General features: G+C 37.8%; 17 protein-coding genes. 8 read left to right on the top strand and 9 right to left on the bottom strand.

From position 1 onward, the window contains the following. Positions 1–39 precede the first annotated feature (39 nt). Positions 40–1,635 (top strand): bifunctional 3-(3-hydroxy-phenyl)propionate/3-hydroxycinnamic acid hydroxylase, encoded by a 1,596-nt coding sequence (locus tag F960_RS02695; protein ID WP_004857173.1) that lies wholly within the window; start codon positions 40–42, stop codon positions 1,633–1,635. Positions 1,636–1,695: 60 nt separating this feature from the next. Here the strand turns inward: F960_RS02695 and F960_RS02700 are convergent, their stop codons facing one another. Further along, positions 1,696–2,427: a GntR family transcriptional regulator gene (locus tag F960_RS02700; protein ID WP_004857175.1), complete on the bottom strand. Its 732-nt coding sequence runs from the start codon at positions 2,425–2,427 to the stop codon at positions 1,696–1,698. Positions 2,428–2,557: 130 nt separating this feature from the next. Here F960_RS02700 and F960_RS02705 point away from each other — a divergent pair, with 130 nt between their 5' ends. Together F960_RS02705 and F960_RS02710 are read left to right on the top strand one after the other, a co-directional pair. Then, positions 2,558–3,847 carry an SLC13 family permease gene (locus F960_RS02705; RefSeq protein ID WP_004857177.1) on the top strand — a complete coding sequence of 430 codons (1,290 nt, stop codon included), beginning with the start codon at positions 2,558–2,560 and terminating at the stop codon, positions 3,845–3,847. Positions 3,848–3,854: 7 nt separating this feature from the next. Further along, the gene (locus F960_RS02710) at positions 3,855–4,658 is read left to right on the top strand and encodes an amidohydrolase family protein (protein WP_004857178.1); all 804 of its coding nucleotides are present in this window, start codon (positions 3,855–3,857) and stop codon (positions 4,656–4,658) included. A gap of 51 nt (positions 4,659–4,709) precedes the next feature. On the opposite strand, the gene F960_RS02715 is transcribed toward F960_RS02710, so the two are convergent. The 6 genes from F960_RS02715 to F960_RS02740 all read right to left on the bottom strand — a co-directional run bounded on the left by F960_RS02715 (position 4,710) and on the right by F960_RS02740 (position 9,614). After that, on the bottom strand, positions 4,710–5,606 hold the full coding sequence (locus F960_RS02715) for a LysR substrate-binding domain-containing protein (protein WP_004857180.1): 897 nt from the start codon (positions 5,604–5,606) through the stop codon (positions 4,710–4,712). A 4-nt stretch (positions 5,607–5,610) separates the two neighbouring features. Beyond that, complete coding sequence (locus tag F960_RS02720; protein ID WP_004857181.1) at positions 5,611–6,825, bottom strand: MFS transporter; 1,215 nt, start codon at positions 6,823–6,825, stop codon at positions 5,611–5,613. 17 nt (positions 6,826–6,842) lie between these two features. Further along, entirely contained in the window at positions 6,843–7,403 is a 561-nt protein-coding gene (locus F960_RS02725; RefSeq protein ID WP_004857183.1) for a TetR/AcrR family transcriptional regulator, read from the bottom strand. A 153-nt stretch (positions 7,404–7,556) separates the two neighbouring features. Then, positions 7,557–8,078: an acyl-CoA thioesterase gene (locus tag F960_RS02730; RefSeq protein ID WP_004857185.1), complete on the bottom strand. Its 522-nt coding sequence runs from the start codon at positions 8,076–8,078 to the stop codon at positions 7,557–7,559. 152 nt (positions 8,079–8,230) lie between these two features. Next, positions 8,231–8,419, bottom strand: a complete 189-nt coding sequence (locus F960_RS02735; protein ID WP_004857187.1) for a hypothetical protein — start codon at positions 8,417–8,419, stop codon at positions 8,231–8,233. A 226-nt stretch (positions 8,420–8,645) separates the two neighbouring features. After that, the gene (locus F960_RS02740; RefSeq protein ID WP_020847028.1) at positions 8,646–9,614 is read right to left on the bottom strand and encodes a patatin-like phospholipase family protein; all 969 of its coding nucleotides are present in this window, start codon (positions 9,612–9,614) and stop codon (positions 8,646–8,648) included. A gap of 128 nt (positions 9,615–9,742) precedes the next feature. Between F960_RS02740 and chrA the strand changes: the two genes are divergently transcribed. Continuing rightward, positions 9,743–10,918 carry a chromate efflux transporter gene (chrA, locus tag F960_RS02745; RefSeq protein WP_004857192.1) on the top strand — a complete coding sequence of 392 codons (1,176 nt, stop codon included), beginning with the start codon at positions 9,743–9,745 and terminating at the stop codon, positions 10,916–10,918. 56 nt (positions 10,919–10,974) lie between these two features. On the opposite strand, the gene F960_RS02750 is transcribed toward chrA, so the two are convergent. Continuing rightward, positions 10,975–12,261, bottom strand: coding sequence for a DcaP family trimeric outer membrane transporter (locus F960_RS02750; RefSeq protein WP_004857196.1), 1,287 nt, complete (start codon positions 12,259–12,261; stop codon positions 10,975–10,977). A 421-nt stretch (positions 12,262–12,682) separates the two neighbouring features. On the opposite strand from F960_RS02750, the gene F960_RS02755 reads away from it, so the two are divergent. Further along, entirely contained in the window at positions 12,683–13,390 is a 708-nt protein-coding gene (locus tag F960_RS02755) for a nitroreductase (protein WP_004857199.1), read from the top strand. A 40-nt stretch (positions 13,391–13,430) separates the two neighbouring features. On the opposite strand, the gene F960_RS02760 is transcribed toward F960_RS02755, so the two are convergent. Further along, on the bottom strand, positions 13,431–14,648 hold the full coding sequence (locus tag F960_RS02760) for a multidrug effflux MFS transporter (RefSeq protein ID WP_004857203.1): 1,218 nt from the start codon (positions 14,646–14,648) through the stop codon (positions 13,431–13,433). A gap of 148 nt (positions 14,649–14,796) precedes the next feature. Here F960_RS02760 and yccS point away from each other — a divergent pair, with 148 nt between their 5' ends. The 3 genes from yccS to F960_RS02775 all read left to right on the top strand — a co-directional run bounded on the left by yccS (position 14,797) and on the right by F960_RS02775 (position 20,542). After that, positions 14,797–16,971: a YccS family putative transporter gene (yccS, locus tag F960_RS02765; protein ID WP_081401775.1), complete on the top strand. Its 2,175-nt coding sequence runs from the start codon at positions 14,797–14,799 to the stop codon at positions 16,969–16,971. An 87-nt stretch (positions 16,972–17,058) separates the two neighbouring features. Beyond that, entirely contained in the window at positions 17,059–17,619 is a 561-nt protein-coding gene (locus F960_RS02770) for a YcxB family protein (RefSeq protein ID WP_004857209.1), read from the top strand. A 196-nt stretch (positions 17,620–17,815) separates the two neighbouring features. Further along, the gene (locus F960_RS02775; RefSeq protein WP_004857211.1) at positions 17,816–20,542 is read left to right on the top strand and encodes a PepSY domain-containing protein; all 2,727 of its coding nucleotides are present in this window, start codon (positions 17,816–17,818) and stop codon (positions 20,540–20,542) included. Positions 20,543–20,863 lie beyond the last annotated feature (321 nt).

Here is a 20,863-nt window from a genome sequence, read left to right on the forward strand (position 1 = left end):
TGTAGTAAACATGAATGGATTTTTGCTGTGAGTTCAAAGATGATTGATTTCACCACTGATGTGGCTATTTTAGGTGCGGGTCCCGTAGGTCTAACACTTGCCAATTATTTAAGTAAACAAGGCATCAAAGTCACTGTCGTCGAACAACTGGATCATTTGATTGATTATCCACGTGCGATCGGGATTGATGATGAATCTTTACGCACGATCCAATCTTTAGGCTTGGTTGAACAAGTCCTTCCTCACACAACTCCAAATCATGCGATGCGTTTTTTGACACCTAAAGGTCGCTGTTTTGCAGATATTCAACCGATGACTCGCGAATTTGGTTGGTCACGTCGTAACGCATTTATTCAGCCGCAAGTGGATAATGTCTTGTTGCAAGGCTTAAAACAATATCCAGATACTCAAGTTTTATTTGCTCGTCATTTAAAAGAATTTAGTCAAGATCAGCATGGCGTAAGCTTATTTATTGAAAATAAAGAACAACAACAAGAAACCGTGCATGCCAAATATTTGATTGCCTGTGACGGAGGTAACTCAATTGTTCGACGTACCCTCAACATTGGTTTTGAAGGAAAAACTGCGCCGAATCAATGGATTGTCATTGATATAGACAATGATCCATTGGCGACACCGCATATTTATCTTTGCTGTGACCCTGTACGTCCTTATGTTTCTGCTGCCCTTCCTCACGGTATTCGTCGTTTTGAGTTTATGGTGATGCCAGGTGAAACCCAAGAAGAACTCAGCAAACCTGAAAATATCAGCAAGCTATTATCAAAAGTTCTACCAAATACTGAAAATGTTGATGTTATTCGCCAACGTGTCTATACCCATAATGCTCGTATCGCAGATAAATTCCGTGTCGATCGTATCTTATTGGCAGGCGATGCAGCCCATATTATGCCAGTATGGCAAGGTCAGGGTTATAACAGTGGCATGCGTGATGCCTTTAACTTAGGCTGGAAAATGGCACTTGTCGTCAAAGGTGTAGCAGGTCCTGAGCTTTTAGATTCATACCAAATCGAACGCAAAGACCATGCCAAAGCAATGATCGATCTTTCAGTTATGGCGGGTAATGTGCTTGCGCCACCTAAAAAATGGCATGGTTTTGTGCGTGACAGTATTTCTTATGTTCTCAACTATATCAAACCGATCAAACAGTATTTATTGGAAATGCGTTTTAAACCGATGCCAAAATACAATGATGGCGCATTACTGGTTGATCAAAACAAAAACTCACCTGTAGGTAAGATGTTTATCCAACCTCAAGTAAAACTTGAAAATGGTGAAACAGTTTTACTCGATGATGTCATCGGCAACGATTTTGCCATCATCGCTTGGGGCGTAGATCCAAAATGGGGCTTAACTCAAGACAACATCCAAAAATGGCAAAAACTCGGAGTGAAGTTCATCCAAGTCTTACCTGCTGTTCAGCTTGGCAATGAAAACCGTAAACAATTTGAAGGTGTGATCACCATCGGCGATATCGGTACAGAGCTTCGTTCATGGTTCGGCAATACTGACCAATCGATGGTGGTATTACGTCCTGACCGTTTTGTGGCTGCGCTTGCAATCCCACAATCTATGAATGCCGTGAGTACTGCACTTTTTGCAAAGTTACACGCATAAGCATTTAAGCCTTAGATAAAAAAAGCCATCATAACGATGGCTTTTTTATTTGGCTAAAAATTAATGAATGGTTATCTCATAATTAAAATCTTCAGCAAAACCAAATGATTCACGATACTCTATCGGAAATCCTTCTATATTTTTTGCAATACGGCATACTTGTACCAATGCATCCGTCGCCTTATTTTTTAAATAAGGATCTTCTACATTTTTGATAAATGACAATTGTTCAACTGCAGAAGAGACAAACTGACCGCATTGTTCATAGTAAAAAGGATAGAGTAAATTGGCGAAATCCGATAACTCAATCTCTTTGAGTGCTGCAAAACGCGACTCTGACAACCAAATTTTTTCACTTAATACCACGATGTCTCCATTTAAACGGACACGTTCGATATAAATTAAATTTGCGTCGTCAGCAAGTTTCAACTTTTGATTGATTTCAGCAATCGCGGCAACGACTTCTAGTTTTTTGAGCTGCCCTTTCGGTTGAACGTCTTCACCAGACTTGTCTTTCAAGCGGAAAAAACGCATGAGCGAACTTGCAAAGTTAGGTTGTCTTAAAAAAGTACCTCTACCTTGTATTTTGACTAAAAGTCCATCTTCAACCAAGCATTCCACAGCTTTACGAACCGTACCAACAGATACATCATACATCGTCGCCAACTCTTGTTCAGACGGAATTGGTGTTTCAATCGTCCATTTGGAGTTAACTAAAAGTTTCTGTATTTGCCAGCGAACTTGTTCATATCTAGGCAATTTAAAATTTTTAAATGCATCTTCATCAAGCATTTGGGAACTATTTCAAAATTTCGATTTGACAATCATATCACATACGATTCTAATATAAAGATATAGACATATATATGTTTATATCTTTGCATGTATTTACAGGTCATATTCTGTCAAGGAGAGATGACAAATGACTATTCTTATTCTAGCTGCTTTAGCTGTGTCGATAGGCTTAGGCTATGTTACGAAGATAAATATTGGATTTTTCACCATTATTTTCGCCTATTTAATTGGTTGTTTTGGTATGGGTTTAAAACCTGCCGAAATCATCGAACTTTGGCCCGTGAAAATTTTCTTTATTATTTTTGCTGTAACATTGTTTTATAACTTCGCACTTGCAAATGGCGCATTAGAAAAATTAGCCGGTCATCTCTTGTATAAATGCAGAAAATTCCCGCAGCTTTTACCGCTTGCTGTGTTTTTTGCTTCGACCTTAATCGCGGCTCTAGGTGCTGGTTTTTATACCGTTTTAGCATTTATGGCACCGATTACCTTGTTATTGTGCAAAAAAACCAATATGAGCATGATCATTGGTGGTATGGCGGTCAATTATGGAGCGCTCGCAGGCGCGAACTTCATGACCTCACAAAGTGGCATTATTTTCAGAAGTTTAATGGAAAATGTCGGTATAGATAGTGCGACTGGTTTTACTTATGCGACAGGTATTTTTGTTGTTACCTTGATTATTCCAATCATCGTATTGGGTCTTTATACCCTTTGGAATCGTAATAGTAGCGCTATTCACATTGAAGATATCAAACCAGAACCTTTTGATACTAAACAGAAAAAATCAATTTTTCTGATTGTGTTAATGATGGTTATTGTGCTTATCTTCCCGATTTTAAATTTAATCTTCTCTGATAATGCGTTGATTGCTTTCCTCAATTCAAAGATTGATATCGGTTTTATCGCCATTATTTTTGCGCTAATCAGTTTATTGATGAAATTGGCTGATGAGAAAAAAGTGATGGCTTTGGTGCCATGGAATACGCTGATCATGATCTGTGGCGTTGGAATGTTGATTGCACTTGGCGTAAAACTCGGTTTGATCACTCAACTTTCTGACTGGCTCGCAAACAATGTTCCGCTTTGGTTAATTGCTATTTTAATTTGTTTAATTAGTGCAGTGATGTCGGTATTTTCCAGCACTTTAGGTGTGGTTACACCAACGCTCTTCCCAATTGTTCCTGCAATTGCATTGACTTCGGGTTTAAATCCGATGGTTCTATTCATTTGCATCGTTGTTGGTGCGCAAGCTTCCGCCATCTCCCCGTTTTCGTCTGGCGGAAGTTTAATTTTAGGTTCAGCACCAGATGGTGTCGACCGAAACGTACTCTTCAATCAATTGTTATTTAGAGCTGTTCCAATTGGATTAGTTGCCGCTTTGATTGCTGTACTTGTTTTAAAGTTTGTCATGTGAGATAAAAATGTTTGCTATTGATACGCATGCGCATGTTTTTTCAAAAAATGATCCATGTATAGCAACTGCAAGATATCAACCTGATTATGATGCTTCAGTTAGCCAATACCTTGCGCATTTAGATCAACATCATTTAAGTCATGGTGTTTTAGTACAGCCGAGTTTCTTTGGTTTTGATAATCATGTCATGCTTGATGCGATTGCTCAGCATCCCAAAAGATTAAAAGGGATTGCCGTCGTTCCATATACGATCACGATTAATGAATTGATTACTCTAAACAATCAAGGAATCGTTGGCGCACGCATCAATTTGTTTGGAAAAGAACTCCCAGATTTAACAAGCATAGAGTGGAAAAGCTTTTTAAATCATCTTTCCTTTATCAACTGGCAAATTGAATTACATGCACCACCCTCATATTTAGTGCAAATACTACCGTATTTAGCCGAATATAAGCTCAATGTTGTGATTGACCATTTTGGACGCATTGATCCAGAAAAAGGCATACTCGATCCTGATTATCAAAGCTTTTTGCAAATGTTAGATATTAATCAACATTGGATCAAAGTGTCAGGCTTTTATCGTATAGGAAAATTTCCTGAAAATGTTGCAAGGGCTACTCAAGCTTTTGAACTGCTCAAAGCAAAAGGCTTTTTGCCTAAAATGGTATGGGGAAGTGATTGGCCACATACCCAACATGAAAGTAGTGTAAATTATTCACAAGCATTTGAAACATTTAAGCAAATCGTTACAGATCCAGAAGATCGAAAACTGATCTTAGGTGAAAATGCCAAAAATCTTTTCTATTTTTGAGCAAAAAAAGTCGAAGTATAAACTTCGACTTTTTCAATTTTATAAGAAAAATTAGGCAAACATATCCATATAAAACTGCTCTTTTAATTTTTGTAAAATCAACTCAATCACTTCATTTTCCTGATTTTTTCTATAACTTGCATAGAGACCAATCGTTGGTAAAGGCTCAACGGTATTTTTTACCAAGATCTTATCACCGAGTAATGGAATCACATAAGCAGGCACTAAACTCCAACCTACACCCATTCCAACGAGATTGATATTGAGCAAAATATTTGTGGAAAATTGCACAATATTCGGCGCGAGTTTGGCATTTTTAAAGAAATCTTTGGTGATTTTATACAGCTGCGGTGATGAAGCCTCATCACTCATCACAAATTCCTGATGATTGAAATGCTTAATACTGATGTGAGATTGGGCTGCAATTGATGCATTTTTAGGAACAATCAAAGCCAGAGGCTCCCTAAAAATCTGCACATAACCAAACTTTTCACTGTCATCGACAAAGCGAGTAAATGCGATATCGATCTCACCTTTTTCCAAAGCTTTGATCTGCTCTATGTCTGTGAGACTATGAAAATTGATCTTTACATGCGGATACTGCGCGCGAATATTGGGCATGATATAAGGAAAAATCTTCATTTCTGCAACAGGAACAAAGCCGATATTGAGCTGATCTTTATTGGCATTGGCAATAAATCGAGCATCGTGTATAGCCTTTTCAGCATGCTCAATACTCAGATAAGCTTCTTTTAAAAAGGCTTTACCTTCTTCTGTTACGGTGACTTTCCGATTGGTCCGCACCAATAGCTGCACCCCAACTTCTTGTTCTAAATCTTTAATTTGCTGACTTAGCGAAGGTTGAACGGTACACATGCGCTGCGCAGCTTTGGTAAAATTCAACTCTTCAGCAACTGCAACAAAATAACGTAAATGTCTTAATTCCACGTAATTATCTCCCTTTCGCCAATTTTAATTTTTTAGCTACAGTAGATTGATAAATAAACAAAGTTAAAAAGCTAACCAATGCACAAAGCAAATAGCTCAACTCAAAACCAAATTTCGCAATAGTAAACCCGATGACGACGGAGCCAACCGCCATACCGAGATCAAACAAGGTAAAAAATGTTGAAATGGCATGTCCCATTCGATGTTTAGGAGAGGATTGAATTGCTAAAGTCTGAAAAGAAGGAAATAGAGAACCATACCCAATTCCAATAAAAATAGCTGACAACCAAAGAAGCCATTGGTTATCCACAAAACTCAAAACAATTAGACCTAAAGTAAAAAATATAAACGAAGGCACAATTACCGAACTTGGACCAACACGGTCATAAATTTTTCCTACCCAAGGTCTCACCACGATCATAGACATAGCAAAGACAACAAAAAATAAACTGGTATAAGCCAATAAATGCTTTGTTTCGCTATACGCTGTGATAAAACTCATGACACTTGAATATGCAAATGCTGTAAGCAAAGCGACAAAGCCAATTGGCACCGAACGTTTTTCTAATAAATCATCTAAAGATAAAGCGCTTTTTTTAATAAATTGTTTTGGCTCTATAACACGACTTTTTTCTACTTTATCTTTTATAGGTATCATCAAACAAAATGAGAAACCTGTACATATAATAGCAGTTAATAATGCAAATAGCACTCTAAAATCAACAAATTGTGTAATAGTTAAAGCAATAAAGGGACCCAAGACCACAGCCAAATTGGTCGACATGACATAATAACCGATGCCCTCACCCTTGCGATGCTCAGGAATAAATGCAGTCGCAATGGGTACAGCTACTGTCGTTAAGATGCTAAACCAGATGCCATGAATGAAACGGACGAGAAGTAAAAACCAGAGACTATCCACAAAAAGATAACTAAAAGCACAGATGACAAATAAAGCTTCCGAACCACGAAATGCCCTTTTATAGCCAATTTTTTCGATAATAAACCCAGAAAATGGGCGCACAGCAATCGAAGAAAGCAAAAATAAAGTCAGCGATAAACCCGCTTCTTGAATATTTCCACCCAAATCTTGCATGATATAAATCGGCAAAATTGTTAAAAAGGCAAAATAATAAGTAAATAAAAACAAATTATTCAAAACACAAAGAATAAAGTTTCTATTCCAAAGCCGATTGGGTATCAATTCGAGATCGTGCATATCAGTATCTCAAATCATCACTGCACGCGCACAGGACTAAGGATCATTTTAACCAATTGATCAATATAGTCTTGATCTGGGGCGTGATTGAAAAAAATAATTTGGTAATGGATCGGGGCATATAAACTATCAAGCATCAATTCAAAGGGATAATCTGATGTGATTTCCCCGTTAGAAATTGATTGCTGAATCAGCTTATGCATCTCTTCACGTTTTGGGCGTAAATACTGTCTAAAGAAATTGCCAGCAGCTTCACGATGTTCAGTCATCACAATCAAAGCTGCACGACCGACTTTGGTTTGCAATACTTTGGATAATTTGAGTAATTGAATTTTGAGATTTGACTCAAGACTTTTAGAATAATCCAAATCAAAAATGCTTAAAGTCTGCAATTTAAACACTTCAAAAACCAACTCTGACTTATGTCCCCACCAGCGATAAATTGTTGATTTTCCGACACCTGCACGAGATGCAACATCTTCAATAGTCAAATTGACATAGTCATGTTCGTCCAATGCCGCCATCACAGCATTTAAAATTTCCTGTTTTTTTCGAGATGTTTTTTCTATATCAACCATAGCCAATCCATGCACAATCGAAACGATACGTATCGTTTTATTCTAAATTTAAACTGAGTGAATTGGTATACTTATTTTCATTTTTAACAAAACAAAAAAAGACCTCCTATGAGGTCTTTTAGAATTTGTAATTGATTTATATCAATCAAACAATTAGTGCTGTGCTTCTTTTTTATAAATACTGCAAGAAGGATGATGATTTTCCTGTAAACGTGCGATTTTGCGTTGTTCAGCAGCTTCAAAGCGACAACGTTTCCAATCATTATCCAAATCCAAAGCTGGTACTTGTTGTGGTTTACCATTTTCATCCACAGCAACCATGGTAAAATAGCAGCTATTGGTATGACGAACTGTACGTTTTTGGATGTGCTGTGCTTCAACACGAATACCGATTTCCATAGAAGTACGACCAACATGATTGACGCTCGCCAAAAATGTCACCAATTCACCCACATGGATCGGCTCTTTAAATGTCACTTTATCTACGGATAAAGTCACTACATACGTACCTGAATAGCGACTTGCACATGCATAAGCCACTTGGTCAAGCAATTTCAAGATCGTTCCCCCATGAACATTACCTGAAAAGTTTGCCATATCAGGCGTCATCAAAATTGACATATTCAGTTCAGATTGGTCATCTAAAGGTGGAAGCATTTGATCAAGAGGTGACATGCAGTTTCGACTCTATTTAGGACAAAAGAATTTCGATATTATTATATCCAAATTACACAAAAAAATGTGTTTAAATCCATAATTAAACGTAATCAAAATAAAATATTTTGATTATCAAAAAGATATAGATTATAAAATATAAAAACTAAAGCTTATACAGGATTTTCCTCAAGCGCAATTAGCATTTCACCTGCGATATTGTCGTAATGTAAAACGGATTGACCTGCAACACGAAATTCGATCGCATAAGTTTGATCAATTGCATTGATATCAATAATTTCAAATGCCATTTCTGGGGTATTGGCAAGCATGACTTTTTGCCCGCATGCAAAGTTTTTCATTTAAAAATATTCCCTTGTTTATTTAACGTTTTACTTGGATTTAAATAATTTTCATAGCCAAGTTAAACTACTGAGAATCGTAAAAATTGTCGAGATCTATGCGACTAAAGTGAATCTAAATTTAGATCAATATTTTTATCGCTTAGATGAGTATCTAAAATAAAAAACAAAAATAAGCAACTGATTCTAAATGTTATTTGGATAAACCCAACTCAAAATCTAAAATTTAGTTTTGAACTTGCAGATTTTTCAATGCCTTTTTACTCGGATCTTTTGCATTGAATACCGTTTGGATTTTATTTAATTGTTGCATAGCGGCATCTACGCCTGATTGCATAGTCTGTTGACGCTCACTCACATCAAAAATATGGGCTTTTTCACGTAAATCAGGCTGGATCACCACATCAGCATTTTTTAACTCTTCTGCCGCAAGTTTGTTTTGCATAATGTTGATATTTTGGTTAAATAAACCCCAAATATTTGTGGTTTCTGTATAAAGTGGTTGCGCCAATATATCCACGGCGATCACAATATCCGCACCTAAATCCCGCGCAACATTGACAGGAACAGGGCTGACCAGACCGCCATCTACATACTCTTTACCCTGAATTTGTGCAGGAATAAACATACTTGGTATAGATACAGATGCACGAACAGCTTGTCCTGTATTCCCCTGATTAAAAACAACTCTTTTGCCATCTTTAAGCTCAGTTGCTACCACATACATTGGAATTTTTAGTTTTTGCAATGGTGTATTTTCGACTTGCTGATTGATATAGTCTTGAACCTTATCACCATCAAAGAAGCCTTTTTTGGCAATTTTAATATTTCGAACATCTCCGACTTTCATATCAAGTGCAATTTCACGTAATTGCTCAGCGTTTTTACCACTGGCATAAATTGAACCCACAATACTGCCCGCACTGGTTCCCACGATAAAGTCAGGTTTGATCCCATATTCTTCTAAAACTTGAATCACCCCAATGTGTGCATAACCTCGTGCACCACCACTTCCTAACACCAATGCAACCACAGGTCTTTTCTGTTTTTGGTGGATATATTCAAAAGGATGTTGTGGAATATTTGATGTTGCCTCTTGGGCTTTTGACATAGCATTGTCATGATGAATTGCTAAACTTTGGCAACCACCTAGTACAAGTGCAAAACTTAAAGTCATTATTTTCAAGAAATTCATCAAATCACATTATTGTAAAAAACACACAGCGGATAATCTAAACACAAAATTGTTCATCTTGCTGTTATGTTTTTTTACGCTATCTTTTATAAGTCGATTATTGTTTTGAAAATTAAAGTTAATTTAACATGCAAAAAATAAATCTATTTACAATTTTCTACGTATTTCTAAAACTGGGCTTAACATCTTTCGGAGGACCTGCTGCTCATTTAAATATTTTTAGACGAGTATTTGTTCAAGAAAAAGCGTGGCTCACTTCACATGACTATCAACATCTCATCGCGCTTACTCAACTTTTACCCGGTCCAAGTAGTAGTCAAGTTGGCATAGCCATTGGTTATCTTAAACATGGTTACTTAGGCTCTGTATGTGCTTGGGTAGGTTTTACCCTTCCCTCTGCATTGATTATGATGAGTTTGGCTATTTTTGATTTCCAATTTTTTCAGTTTTTACAACAACCTAAATCTATTTCAGCTATTCAAATCATTGTTTTAACTGTGATCAGTTTTGCCTTTTGGCAAATGCTCCGTAGTTTCTGTCAATTTACTTGGCAATATCTACTAATGCTACTCTCTTGTGCCTTATTACTTTTCCCACTGGCCATTAACCCATTTTTCATCATTGTCCTAAGTGGATGTATTGGCTTGCTGATTTATCGCACCCAAAGTATTAAAACAGCAAAGATCGACTGGAAAATGTTTAAAAATAATAAAACTGGATTGCTTTGGATGCTTGTATTTTTCAGCACTTTTTTGGCTTTATTTATTTTAAAAATCACACAAGCCAATATGCTCAATCAAAGTATATTTGGCTTTTACTCAACGGGTTCGATGGTCTTTGGTGGTGGACACGTGGTATTACCACTATTGCATCAGGAGTTTGTAGAAACAGGATTGATAGAAACACATCGCTTTGAAATGGGCTATGCTTTTGCGCAATTGATGCCAGGTCCACTCTTTAGTTTCGCCAGTTATCTCGGGGCACTACTCCCAATTACAGCATCTCCTGTGGTCAATAGCGTGATTGCCACTGTTTTTATTTTCCTACCTTCATTTTTTTTGATCTTTGCTTGTTTGAAATATTGGTCGCTGCTTATTTCAAATCAAAGGATCCAATTTATAGTTTTCGCCATTAATGCGGCTGTCGTTGGCTTATTATTAGCAACAGTTATTCCAATGGGGATGCTAAGTTTAAATAGCTTTAAAGATGCGCTTTGTGCCATTTTATTGTTTATCTTATTAAAATTGAACATATCTATTTTCATCAGTTTTCCACTGATTTTTGTGCTGTATTTTTATTTTTAAACAAAAAAATAGAGATCACAAGGATCTCTATTTTGTATTCTAGGTTTTGTTCAAACTTAGAAGTCGTATTTCGCCATAACGCCTAGGCGGCTGTCACGACCAGTGCGAATATCTGCATCACGTTCACCGTACACATATTCAGCACCTAATGTAATCGGTTTAACTGGATTGTAAAGTACGTTTAACCAACCTTGTTGAATCTTGTCATTTTGACCAGCTTTAGCATCGTCATAGAAAATCGCGCCATAACCTAAAGTACTACGCCATTTTGGATTTAGCTTATAAGTCAGACCTACTGTTACTGCATCAAACTCATTTAGATCATAATCTTTCTTAGCAGTATTAAGTGTCGCTGCATTTTCAGAGAAGAGTAGGTAGAAATCATCGCCCTTAACATGCGAATAATCTGCATTTAAGATCAACTGATCTTTAAGCAATTTGATGTTTGTACCTAAACCAACACCCCAGCCTAAGTCAGTTTTGTCATTATACTCTTTACCTGCTTCAACAAGACGACCACGAGTCTCTTGAAGCAATGCACGTGCATTAACTAAACCTAAGCCATCTGGAAGTTTATAGCTAATTTTACCAGTAGCACTAGGGAAACGGTTGTCAGAACGACCTTGCTCTAAACCAACTGCATAAGCCGTATTTGCATTGATTTTATCAGCATAACGAACCATTGGCGTACGTTTAGTACCAACACCCAAAGGCGAACCAAAGTCAATCATTTCTGGTTGAGTGTCAGTTGATAAGAACGAAGATGTTGTTTGACCGAATAACCAATTGTTATATGTCAAGTATGCATGACGAATACGAAGACCGTCGTTAGTACCAGCGAAGTCAACTTCGATTTTACCGCCGACATCAGCACCTTGAACTGGTGTTTTAAAGTCTAAACCAAGACGAGTCGTTTTAGCTGTCGCATAAAAACGATCTTTGTTTGGGTTTACTACACCATTAACTGGAACACCATTTAAATCCACTTTGTTTGGTGCGTTAAAGATACCGTCTGCACCTTTAAATGCATATTCTGCATCAGCACGTACGAAACCGTAGATGTTTACACTTGCACCAGATTTAGAAAGTAAACCAGATAATGTAGGAGCTTGGGCTGGAGCAGGAGCTGCAGCTTGAGTTTGAACTTCTTGAAGTTGAACTTGCTGACGTTGTTGTACTTGTTGTTGCTGCTGAATTAATGATTTTAGTTGAGCAACTTCTTCACGTAACTGTTGAATTTCAGCTTTGTCAGAACTGGCTGCATTCGCGGCTGTCATCATCAAAGCTGTTACTGAAAGTGCTAAACCCTGTTTAACTAATGACTTACTGAGCTTAAGACTCATGTAAAACTCCTCACCTTACTTATGTTTTGCATCCTGTGCATTTAGAATCATTATTACTCCCCAAAACTACTCAAAAGCTGGGAAAATACAGCCTTTTTTAATCTCGTAGTAAATACAACTCTACGCGGTTAATACAAATGCACGTTTAATGCCTGTTGTAAAAATTATAAAAGCTTTGAAACACAAATGTAACACAATGTGCGATATGTATACATATGTGTTTAATTTATATAAACCAAAAGCTTTATTAAAATCAGTTTTACCGAATAGATTCTTTTTTTCAATTCTTTTTTCAGATTAACTATGCATAAATTGATATAAATTCTTACATTTAGAGAAATGTCTCGTAAATTTTTCTAAAGAATGTTCGACTATGGTATATAGTTTTTCGTGGAAAAATTACAAAATAAATGGAATAAATATGTCTTTAGAACGAGTTCAACACGTTGATCAGACCATTAGTACACGTCATTCGGTCCGCGCCTTTCTAAATCAGCCCGTCGAAAAGGACACAATTAAAGACATTTTAAGGGTAGCATGCCGTGCACCATCAGGGACCAATATTCAACCTTGGAATGTTTATGTGGTCACTGGTGGAACACGTGATGAACTTGTTAAAAGAGTTTGTGAAGCACAAATGGAGCTATTTTTTCAGCCACATTTAAAAGAAAAATATCAAGAAAGCTTTGCTTATTATCCTGATCAATGGCTTTCCCCTTTTATCGAGCGTAGACGTGAAAATGGCTGGGGACTTTATGGCTTACTTGGTATCGAAAAGGGTGAAAAAGAAAAAATGGCACAGCAGTTATTGCGTAACTTCAAACTATTTGATGCACCTGTTGGGATTTTCTTTACTGTACACAAATCACTAGGCATTGGTTCAAAAATGGATATTGCCATGATGATGCAAAATGTCATGATCGCTGCAAAAGCTCGTGGCTTAGACACATGCCCTCAAGCCGCTTGGAATCATTTTCATCCTATAGTACTGGATGTGCTCGGTGTTGATGGTACTGAGGAAGATTTGGTTTGCGCTATCGCTCTTGGCTATGCCGATCCAGATGAAATCGTAAATAGCTTTATTACACCGCGTTTAGATGTTGAAGATTTTACAGTATTTTTAGATTAATTTAGGGGAGCAAATTACTCCCCTTTTCTTATAATAAATTTTAGATGGCTTTTTTCTGCATTTCTAAGCGTTTTGCCACCATGTAAATAGCAGCGAGTCCGCTCAAAGTAAACAGGAGCATCAAGACGCCCATATTGATCAAATCATTCCAAACCAAAAGATTGAGCAATACACCACCAATTAACCCACAGCTAAACTGCATGCTGCCCATGATTGCACTGGCAGTACCCGCTCTCGCACCTTGCTCTGACATTGCCAAAGCCATCGCATTAGGACCTGTAAAACCAATCCCCGAAACCACCATAAACATGCCACACATGACCAATGCCAAAGGTGCATCATGCATCAATCCCGAAATCGTGATAATGAGTGCACCCACAACTTGGATGAAACCTCCCATTTTTAAACGTTGAACAACTTTGAGTTTGCCTGCTAAACGTTTATTGAGCGAAGATAAAATAATGATCCCAAAGGCATTAAAACCAAAAATATAAGCAAAAAGCTGTTGATCTAGATGATAGCCATCCATCAATACTGCTGGCGCTGAACTGATATAACAAAATAACGCTGCACCTGTTAAGCACCCTGCAAGCATCGGAAAGCGGAAACTTTTATCTTTAAAGATTGCACCGTATAAAATAAAAACCTGACTAAATGATAAATTTAGTCGACGTTCTACCGCCAAAGTTTCTTTAAAGAAGAAATGCACACAGAGAAAAAGTCCGCATCCAATCAATGCCAAAGCTACGAAAATGGCACGCCATTCAAAAAACTGTAAAATCCAAGCCCCCAAAGTCGGTGCCAGAATTGGCGCGATACCCATCACAATCATCATACTGGCAAAAGCCTGAGCCGAACCTTGTACATCCAATTTGTCACGAATCGCGGCACGTGCCATAACCACACCAACACAGCCACCAAGTGCTTGCAATATACGCGCTGCGATCAAACTCCATTCATCACCTGCCAATGCACAAAACAGACTGGCGATGGCATAGAGCGCCATTCCAAAATACAGTGGTTTTTTACGTCCAATTCGATCACTGATAGGACCGTAAATTAACTGACCGATTGCCAAACCTAGAAAATAGGCAGGAAGCGTATTTGCGATTTGTTGAGTTGTAGTACCAAAGTCATGTGCCATTTGTGGCAAAGCAGGTAGGTACATATCAATGGATAATGGTCCTAGCGATGTAAATAACGCCAATAACACAATCCAGCCCGTTGAATACTGCTTTCCAGCGTTTTGTCCAGACATAGAAAATTTCAGTTTTTAAATCATGATCAATACAGACAAGTTTACACGGATCATCGTATAATTTGTCTATTCAACACATAATTGTTCACATTTTAACTAAATTATTCGCATGGTTTTTAACCATAAAAAAATGGGTAAGGATTTAATTTTGAAATCTTGGCTTACGCGACTGAAACAAGCGACATACAACACCACATTTATGTATAACCTGAGAATGGTCATCGCATTTTCTGGTACCGCTTTTGTACCGTATTTTTTAGGGCATCAGCTCATGACCATTCCCCTTACACTGGGGGTTCTTGCGGCAGGTTTAAGTGATATTGATGATCGCTTTTCTGTACGTATCATGAATTTGGTTTATACCTACATCGGTTTTTTTATCACAGCAGCCTCAATTCAACTGTTATTTCCCTACCCAATTTTATTTGCGATTGGTTTAATCATTTCTTGTATAGGCTGGATTTTACTCGGTTCACTCGGCCGTCGTTATGCCACCATTTCATATGGATGCTTGGTGGTATCCGTCTACTCCATGCTCGGTGTGCATCTATTTGAACATTGGTACACTCAGCCTGTGTTATTGGTGACAGGTGCAGCGTGGTATGGACTGATTTCTACGATTAGCTTTCTACTTTTTCCTGTACGCCAAGTCCAAGACAAATTGTCCCAATGCTATTCGTCTCTGGGCAATTTTTTATATTCAAAATCAAATTTGTTTGATGTGGATATGACGGCCAGCAGTTACCAAAAAAGTATGATCAACCTCACCCTTGAAAATGGGCAATTGATCGGCATTTTCAACGATATGAAAACTGCCCTACTGACCCGTTTAAAAGGTGACCGAGGTTTACAAGATACCCGCCGAAGTTTGCAATATTATTTTGTAGCGCAAGATATTCATGAACGTGCTGATTCTGCACATATTGATTATCAAAAATTGGCAAAAATGTTTGAACATAGCGACATTCTATTTCGATTCCAACGAATTTTATCTCTGCAAGGCAAAGCCTGTAAGGATTTGAGCGATAGTATTTTGCATCGTTCGACCTATCAGCATAATAGCCGTTTCGAATATGCTTTTGAAAATCTTAGAAAATCCTTAGATAAGCTAAGAAATGATCAGTATTATGACCAAATTTGGGTCAATGCACTCTTTGCACTTTATCAAAATTTAAAAGCGATTGATGCACAACTTAAAAATATCGAAACAGTCCGCAATATCAAACTTGATAAAACCAAATATATCGAAAATCAGCTTAAAGACGACGATCTCAAAGGCATGCAAGACATTTGGATTCGCATCAAACAAAACCTGACCCCAGAATCGGTATTGTTTAGACATGCAATCCGTGTATCAGTGGTACTTTTGATTGGCTATATTTTTGTTCAAATTACCAATATTCAGTATGGCTACTGGGTTTTGCTCACCGCTTTATTTGTCAGCCAACCTAACTTTAACGCCACTAAACGTCGTCTCAGATTACGAATCATAGGGACTTTAGGTGGGATTATTGCAGGATATGCCATTTTATATTTTGTGCCCTCCGTCGAAGGTCAATTGGTCGTCTTGGTCCTAAGTGGCGTGTTGTTCTTTGAACTTCGCAGTAAACAATATGCGCAAGCGACTGCTTTTATCACCATTTTAGCTTTGATGAATTTCAACCTAGATGGCTTAGGTTTTTCTGCTGCTCTACCCCGCATGATCGATACCGTTATCGGATGTGCTTTGGCGTGGTTTGGGGTGAGTTTTATCTTCCCAGACTGGAAGTTTAGACGTTTACCGCACAGTATCAGTCGCTCTTTAAATGCACAGTGTAATTATTTGGCTGAGGTTGTTTCCCAATATCATCACGGCAAAAATAATGCACTCAACTATCGTGTTGTTCGTCGTGCTGCTCATAATACCGATGCTGAAGTTGCTTCATTGATTTCTACTTTAGCGACTGAACCCGATATTGATCCAACCCAAAAATCATTGGCATTTGAGTTTTTATGCCTAAATCATACTTTTTTAAGTTATATAGCTGCACTCGGGGCACATCGTGAAAAAATTGATGATCCTGAAATTTTAAAATTACTTGATCAAGCCCTTGATGATATACAAGGTGCGTTATTGCGTGACGAAGTTCCCGATCTGACTGCACACAATATGCTACAAAGTGTCCGTCAGCGTCTAAATCAAAGTGAACATGACTCCCCTAAATCACTGATTATATTGCAACAGCTTTCATTAATGTTTAGTATTCTCAAGTCCTACAGTACTTTAAAACAAAGTTTAAGTCACGATCGGGACAACGATGCAACTGAACTCGCTTCACTCTAAATAGGCTGGTAAATTGGTACAATATACTCCCTCGTTTAGATAATTTAATGATAAACTCTGACCAGTTTAAAATTTGCTACTGACACTATGACCGCAAAGAATATTTACGCATACACATTACAACCAGTTCCATACGAAGTTTCAGAAGCTGAACAACGTCATGCACAACTGTTGATTTGGCGCAGCACCAACAAAATCGGTACTAAAGCTTGGGCAATTATGGGCGTGGTTATTGCGCTTGCTTTGCTTGGCATCGTATTCATTAAAAACTACTCAACCATCTTGTTTTGGATCATGATTGCCTGCGTGGTGATTTATTTATTGATCCGTAAATTTGGCTTGGAATGGTACGTAAAACGTAAAATGAATGAATTTCCTGCTCAGGAAATTAAAGGCATTAAACTCGGTGTACAACCACACGGCATCGTGATGCGCCAACAAATGGGTGTCCAAGAAGGTGTTGGTGCGATTTCATGGAAAGATATCTATGAATGGTATGATACTCCTGATTTTATGCTGCTCAATTTTAAAGTGAAAGAACAACAAGGTGCATACATCTTACCTAAGCGCATGAACACAAAAAATTTCTCTTTTGAAACCATTCGCAAGCATCTTAAAGAAGTTGTAGGCACAGCAAAAACGCTATAATTTTAGCGAACAACGCAATTCAGTTGTGAAATGCCATCAGACCCTAAAGACCTCCAAAATATGGAGGTCTTTTTATAAACAATAACAATTATGCAATAAAAATGATAATGAGAATGAATATTATCTTCAAAATCCATTTTTTCTTCTAAATCTTGCTTTATAATGCAGCAATTCAAACTTCAACTTCACACCACTCATGCTTAAGAAATTTTTTTTCCAGATCCACTGGTTTCTCGGGATTACTGCTGGCTTGATACTGTCCATTATGGGACTGACAGGCGCGATTTTTTCATACGAACAACCCATTCAAAAATGGATCAATCCCAGTAGCTTTACGGTTGAAGTTCCAAATCATCAAAATAAACTATCCCCTGCTGAAATATTTCAACATTTTCAAAAAAATACACCTGATATAAAAATAAATAGCATTACCATTGATCAAGATCCAAGCGCTTCAAGCAGCATCAACATCGTAAAAGAAGGTGCGCGTCGAGGCTATACCATGATGATCAACCCTTATACCGCTGAAGTATTACCTGAAGTCAAAGGTCGTGAGTTTTTTGCTTTTATTCAACAATTACATCGTAATTTGACTGCTGGCGAAGTAGGTAAGCAAATTACTGGTGCATGTACATTGATGTTGCTGTTTTTTATTTTCAGTGGTCTATATCTACGCTGGCCGAAAAAACATACTTGGCGTCAATGGTTTGTGATCAAACCCAAACTCAAAGGTCGTAACTTTCTTTGGGATTTACATGCTGTCGTTGGGACTTGGGTTATTGTCTTCTACTTACTATTAGCTTGTACAGGTCTGTTTTGGTCATACGATTGGTGGCGTAATGGCATGTACAAAGTCATGGGGGTTGAACGCCCTGCTCCGCAAATGCAAGGCGAAGGTGGTAAAGGACCACGCGATGGTGAAAACGCCAGAGGCCCTCGTGATGGTGAAAACGCCAGAGGCCCTCGTGATGGTGCAGATGCAAATCCAGAAAATCGTCAAGGTGATCGTGCCAATTTACAAGGCAATGAAAACCGCTCAGCAAGATCCGAGCAAGGTCGTCAATCTGAGCAAGCCAATGATCAACGTGATCAAAAAGAAGGGAAAAAAGGTTTATCACCAGAACAAGTTAATCTTGCTTTAACCCAAACTTGGACAGCGATTCAAAACAATCTTGGACATGGTTATTCTAGTATTAGTTTAAATATTCCTAAAAAACCTGATGGAAAACTGGAAATCACTTTTGTGGATCCTGTTGTTCAACACGAACGAGCACGTAACAAAGTCAGCTTTGATTATCAAAATGCACAATTTGGCAAATTTGATCTCTACGAAGACAAAAAACTCAACGAAAAAATCATGTCGAGTATGTTGCCAGTGCACCGTGGTAGTTTCTTTGGTCCAGTCTACCAATTCTTAGTAATGTTAGCGTCATTGATGATGCCACTGTTCTTTGTCACAGGTTGGATGCTTTATCTCAAACGACGTAAACAAAAGAAATTGACCTTGGCTGCACGCAATCTTGCACCGATGGGTACACTTGATCTCAATGCTACACCGTGGTTAATCGTTTATGCATCACAAACTGGTGTCGCTGAACAGTTGGCTTGGCGTACTGCTAGCAGTTTGCGTGAAGCATCTTTGCCAAAAAGTGTTATCGCCATTCAAAAGCTAACCAGCAATGATTTGAAAAATGCGCTACATATTATTTTCATTGCTAGTACTTATGGCACAGGTGAAGCACCAGATTTGGCAACCAGTTTTAGCAAAAAATTGATGCATGAAAAACTTGATCTTTCACATCTAAGTTTTGCTGTGCTGGCTTTAGGTTCTAAAGAATATCCAGAAAGCTACTGCCAATTTGGTCATGGAATCGCGGCTTGGCTCAAAGAAAATGCTGCTCAAGCGCTCTTCCCTACAGTTGAAGTGGACAATGGCAATCCAGCTGATCTACAAAAATGGAATACAGCACTTGCTGCAGCAACACAACTTGATTTACAAGAAGTTGTGATTGAAAAAGCATTTTCAGAGTGGTCATTACAACAACGTGACTTACTCAATCCAGACAGCTTAGGTGCGCCTGCTTTTCATATTCAGTTAAAAACCACGCAAGAACTGACTTGGCAAGCGGGTGATATTGCAGAAATTCAAACAGCAAATAGCATAAATCGCGTTCGAAAATTCTTGGAAAAGTATCATATTGATGCAAATACTCAACTCAGCACGACTGGGCAGACCATTGCACAGGCATTACATGAAAAAGATCTCAGTCAAGAGCTTGATTTTAATGACTTAGATGATTTAGTTGCGAAACTACCTCTACTCCCTACCCGAGAATATTCGATTGCGAGTATCCCATCTCAACAGGTATTGGCTTTGGTCATTCGCCAAACTATTGATGAAAATGGTGAATTAGGCTTAGGTTCAGGCTTCATGACACAGCATCTCGCTTTGTATGACAAAGTGAATGTCAATATCCGTACAAATGAAGCATTCCATCTCATCGAAGGTCCACGCCCAATCATCTGTATCGGTAATGGTACAGGTATCGCTGGATTGATGAGTTTATTGAATGCACGTATCGAGGATGGGCAAGCTGAAAACTGGTTAATCTTTGGTGAACGTCAATCTGAACGTGACTACTTCTTTAAAGACACCATTCAATCTTGGCAAGAAACTGGCAAGTTAAAACGCTTAGACCTTGCCTTTTCACGTGATCAAGAACATAAAGTCTATGTTCACCATAAGCTCCGTGAAAATGCTGATATGTTGAAACAATGGCTTGAAAATGGTGCAGCTATTTATGTATGTGGCAGCATTCAAGGAATGGCTGGAGGTGTAGAGCAAGCCTTGATTGATATCTTAGGCGTTGAAAAGCTTGATGAACTGCGTGAGGCTAAACGCTACCGCCGAGATGTATATTGATTTTCACTTGTCCTGTTTATTTGATGAATAATCATTTAAATTGCATATAAATGAATACACATTTTTAATCATCAAAACCAGAAAAAGACCTCAGTTGAGGTCTTTTTTATGTGCTCAATGATTTAGATTTAATATGTGAAAAACCACATCTAAAGTATTAACTTGAGAATAAACCATCATAAAATACTATTATAATTTTCAATTTATAAATACAGATTAGCTCTAATAGTTTTTATATTGGAAATAAAACAAATAAATTTTGCGTTCTCATTTAAAAAATGAAGTAAATATTAATTGTTTGTGTGTTATTAATTTAAAATA

Origin of the sequence: Acinetobacter gerneri DSM 14967 = CIP 107464 = MTCC 9824 (assembly GCF_000368565.1) — a bacterium.
GTDB lineage: Bacteria > Pseudomonadota > Gammaproteobacteria > Pseudomonadales > Moraxellaceae > Acinetobacter > Acinetobacter gerneri.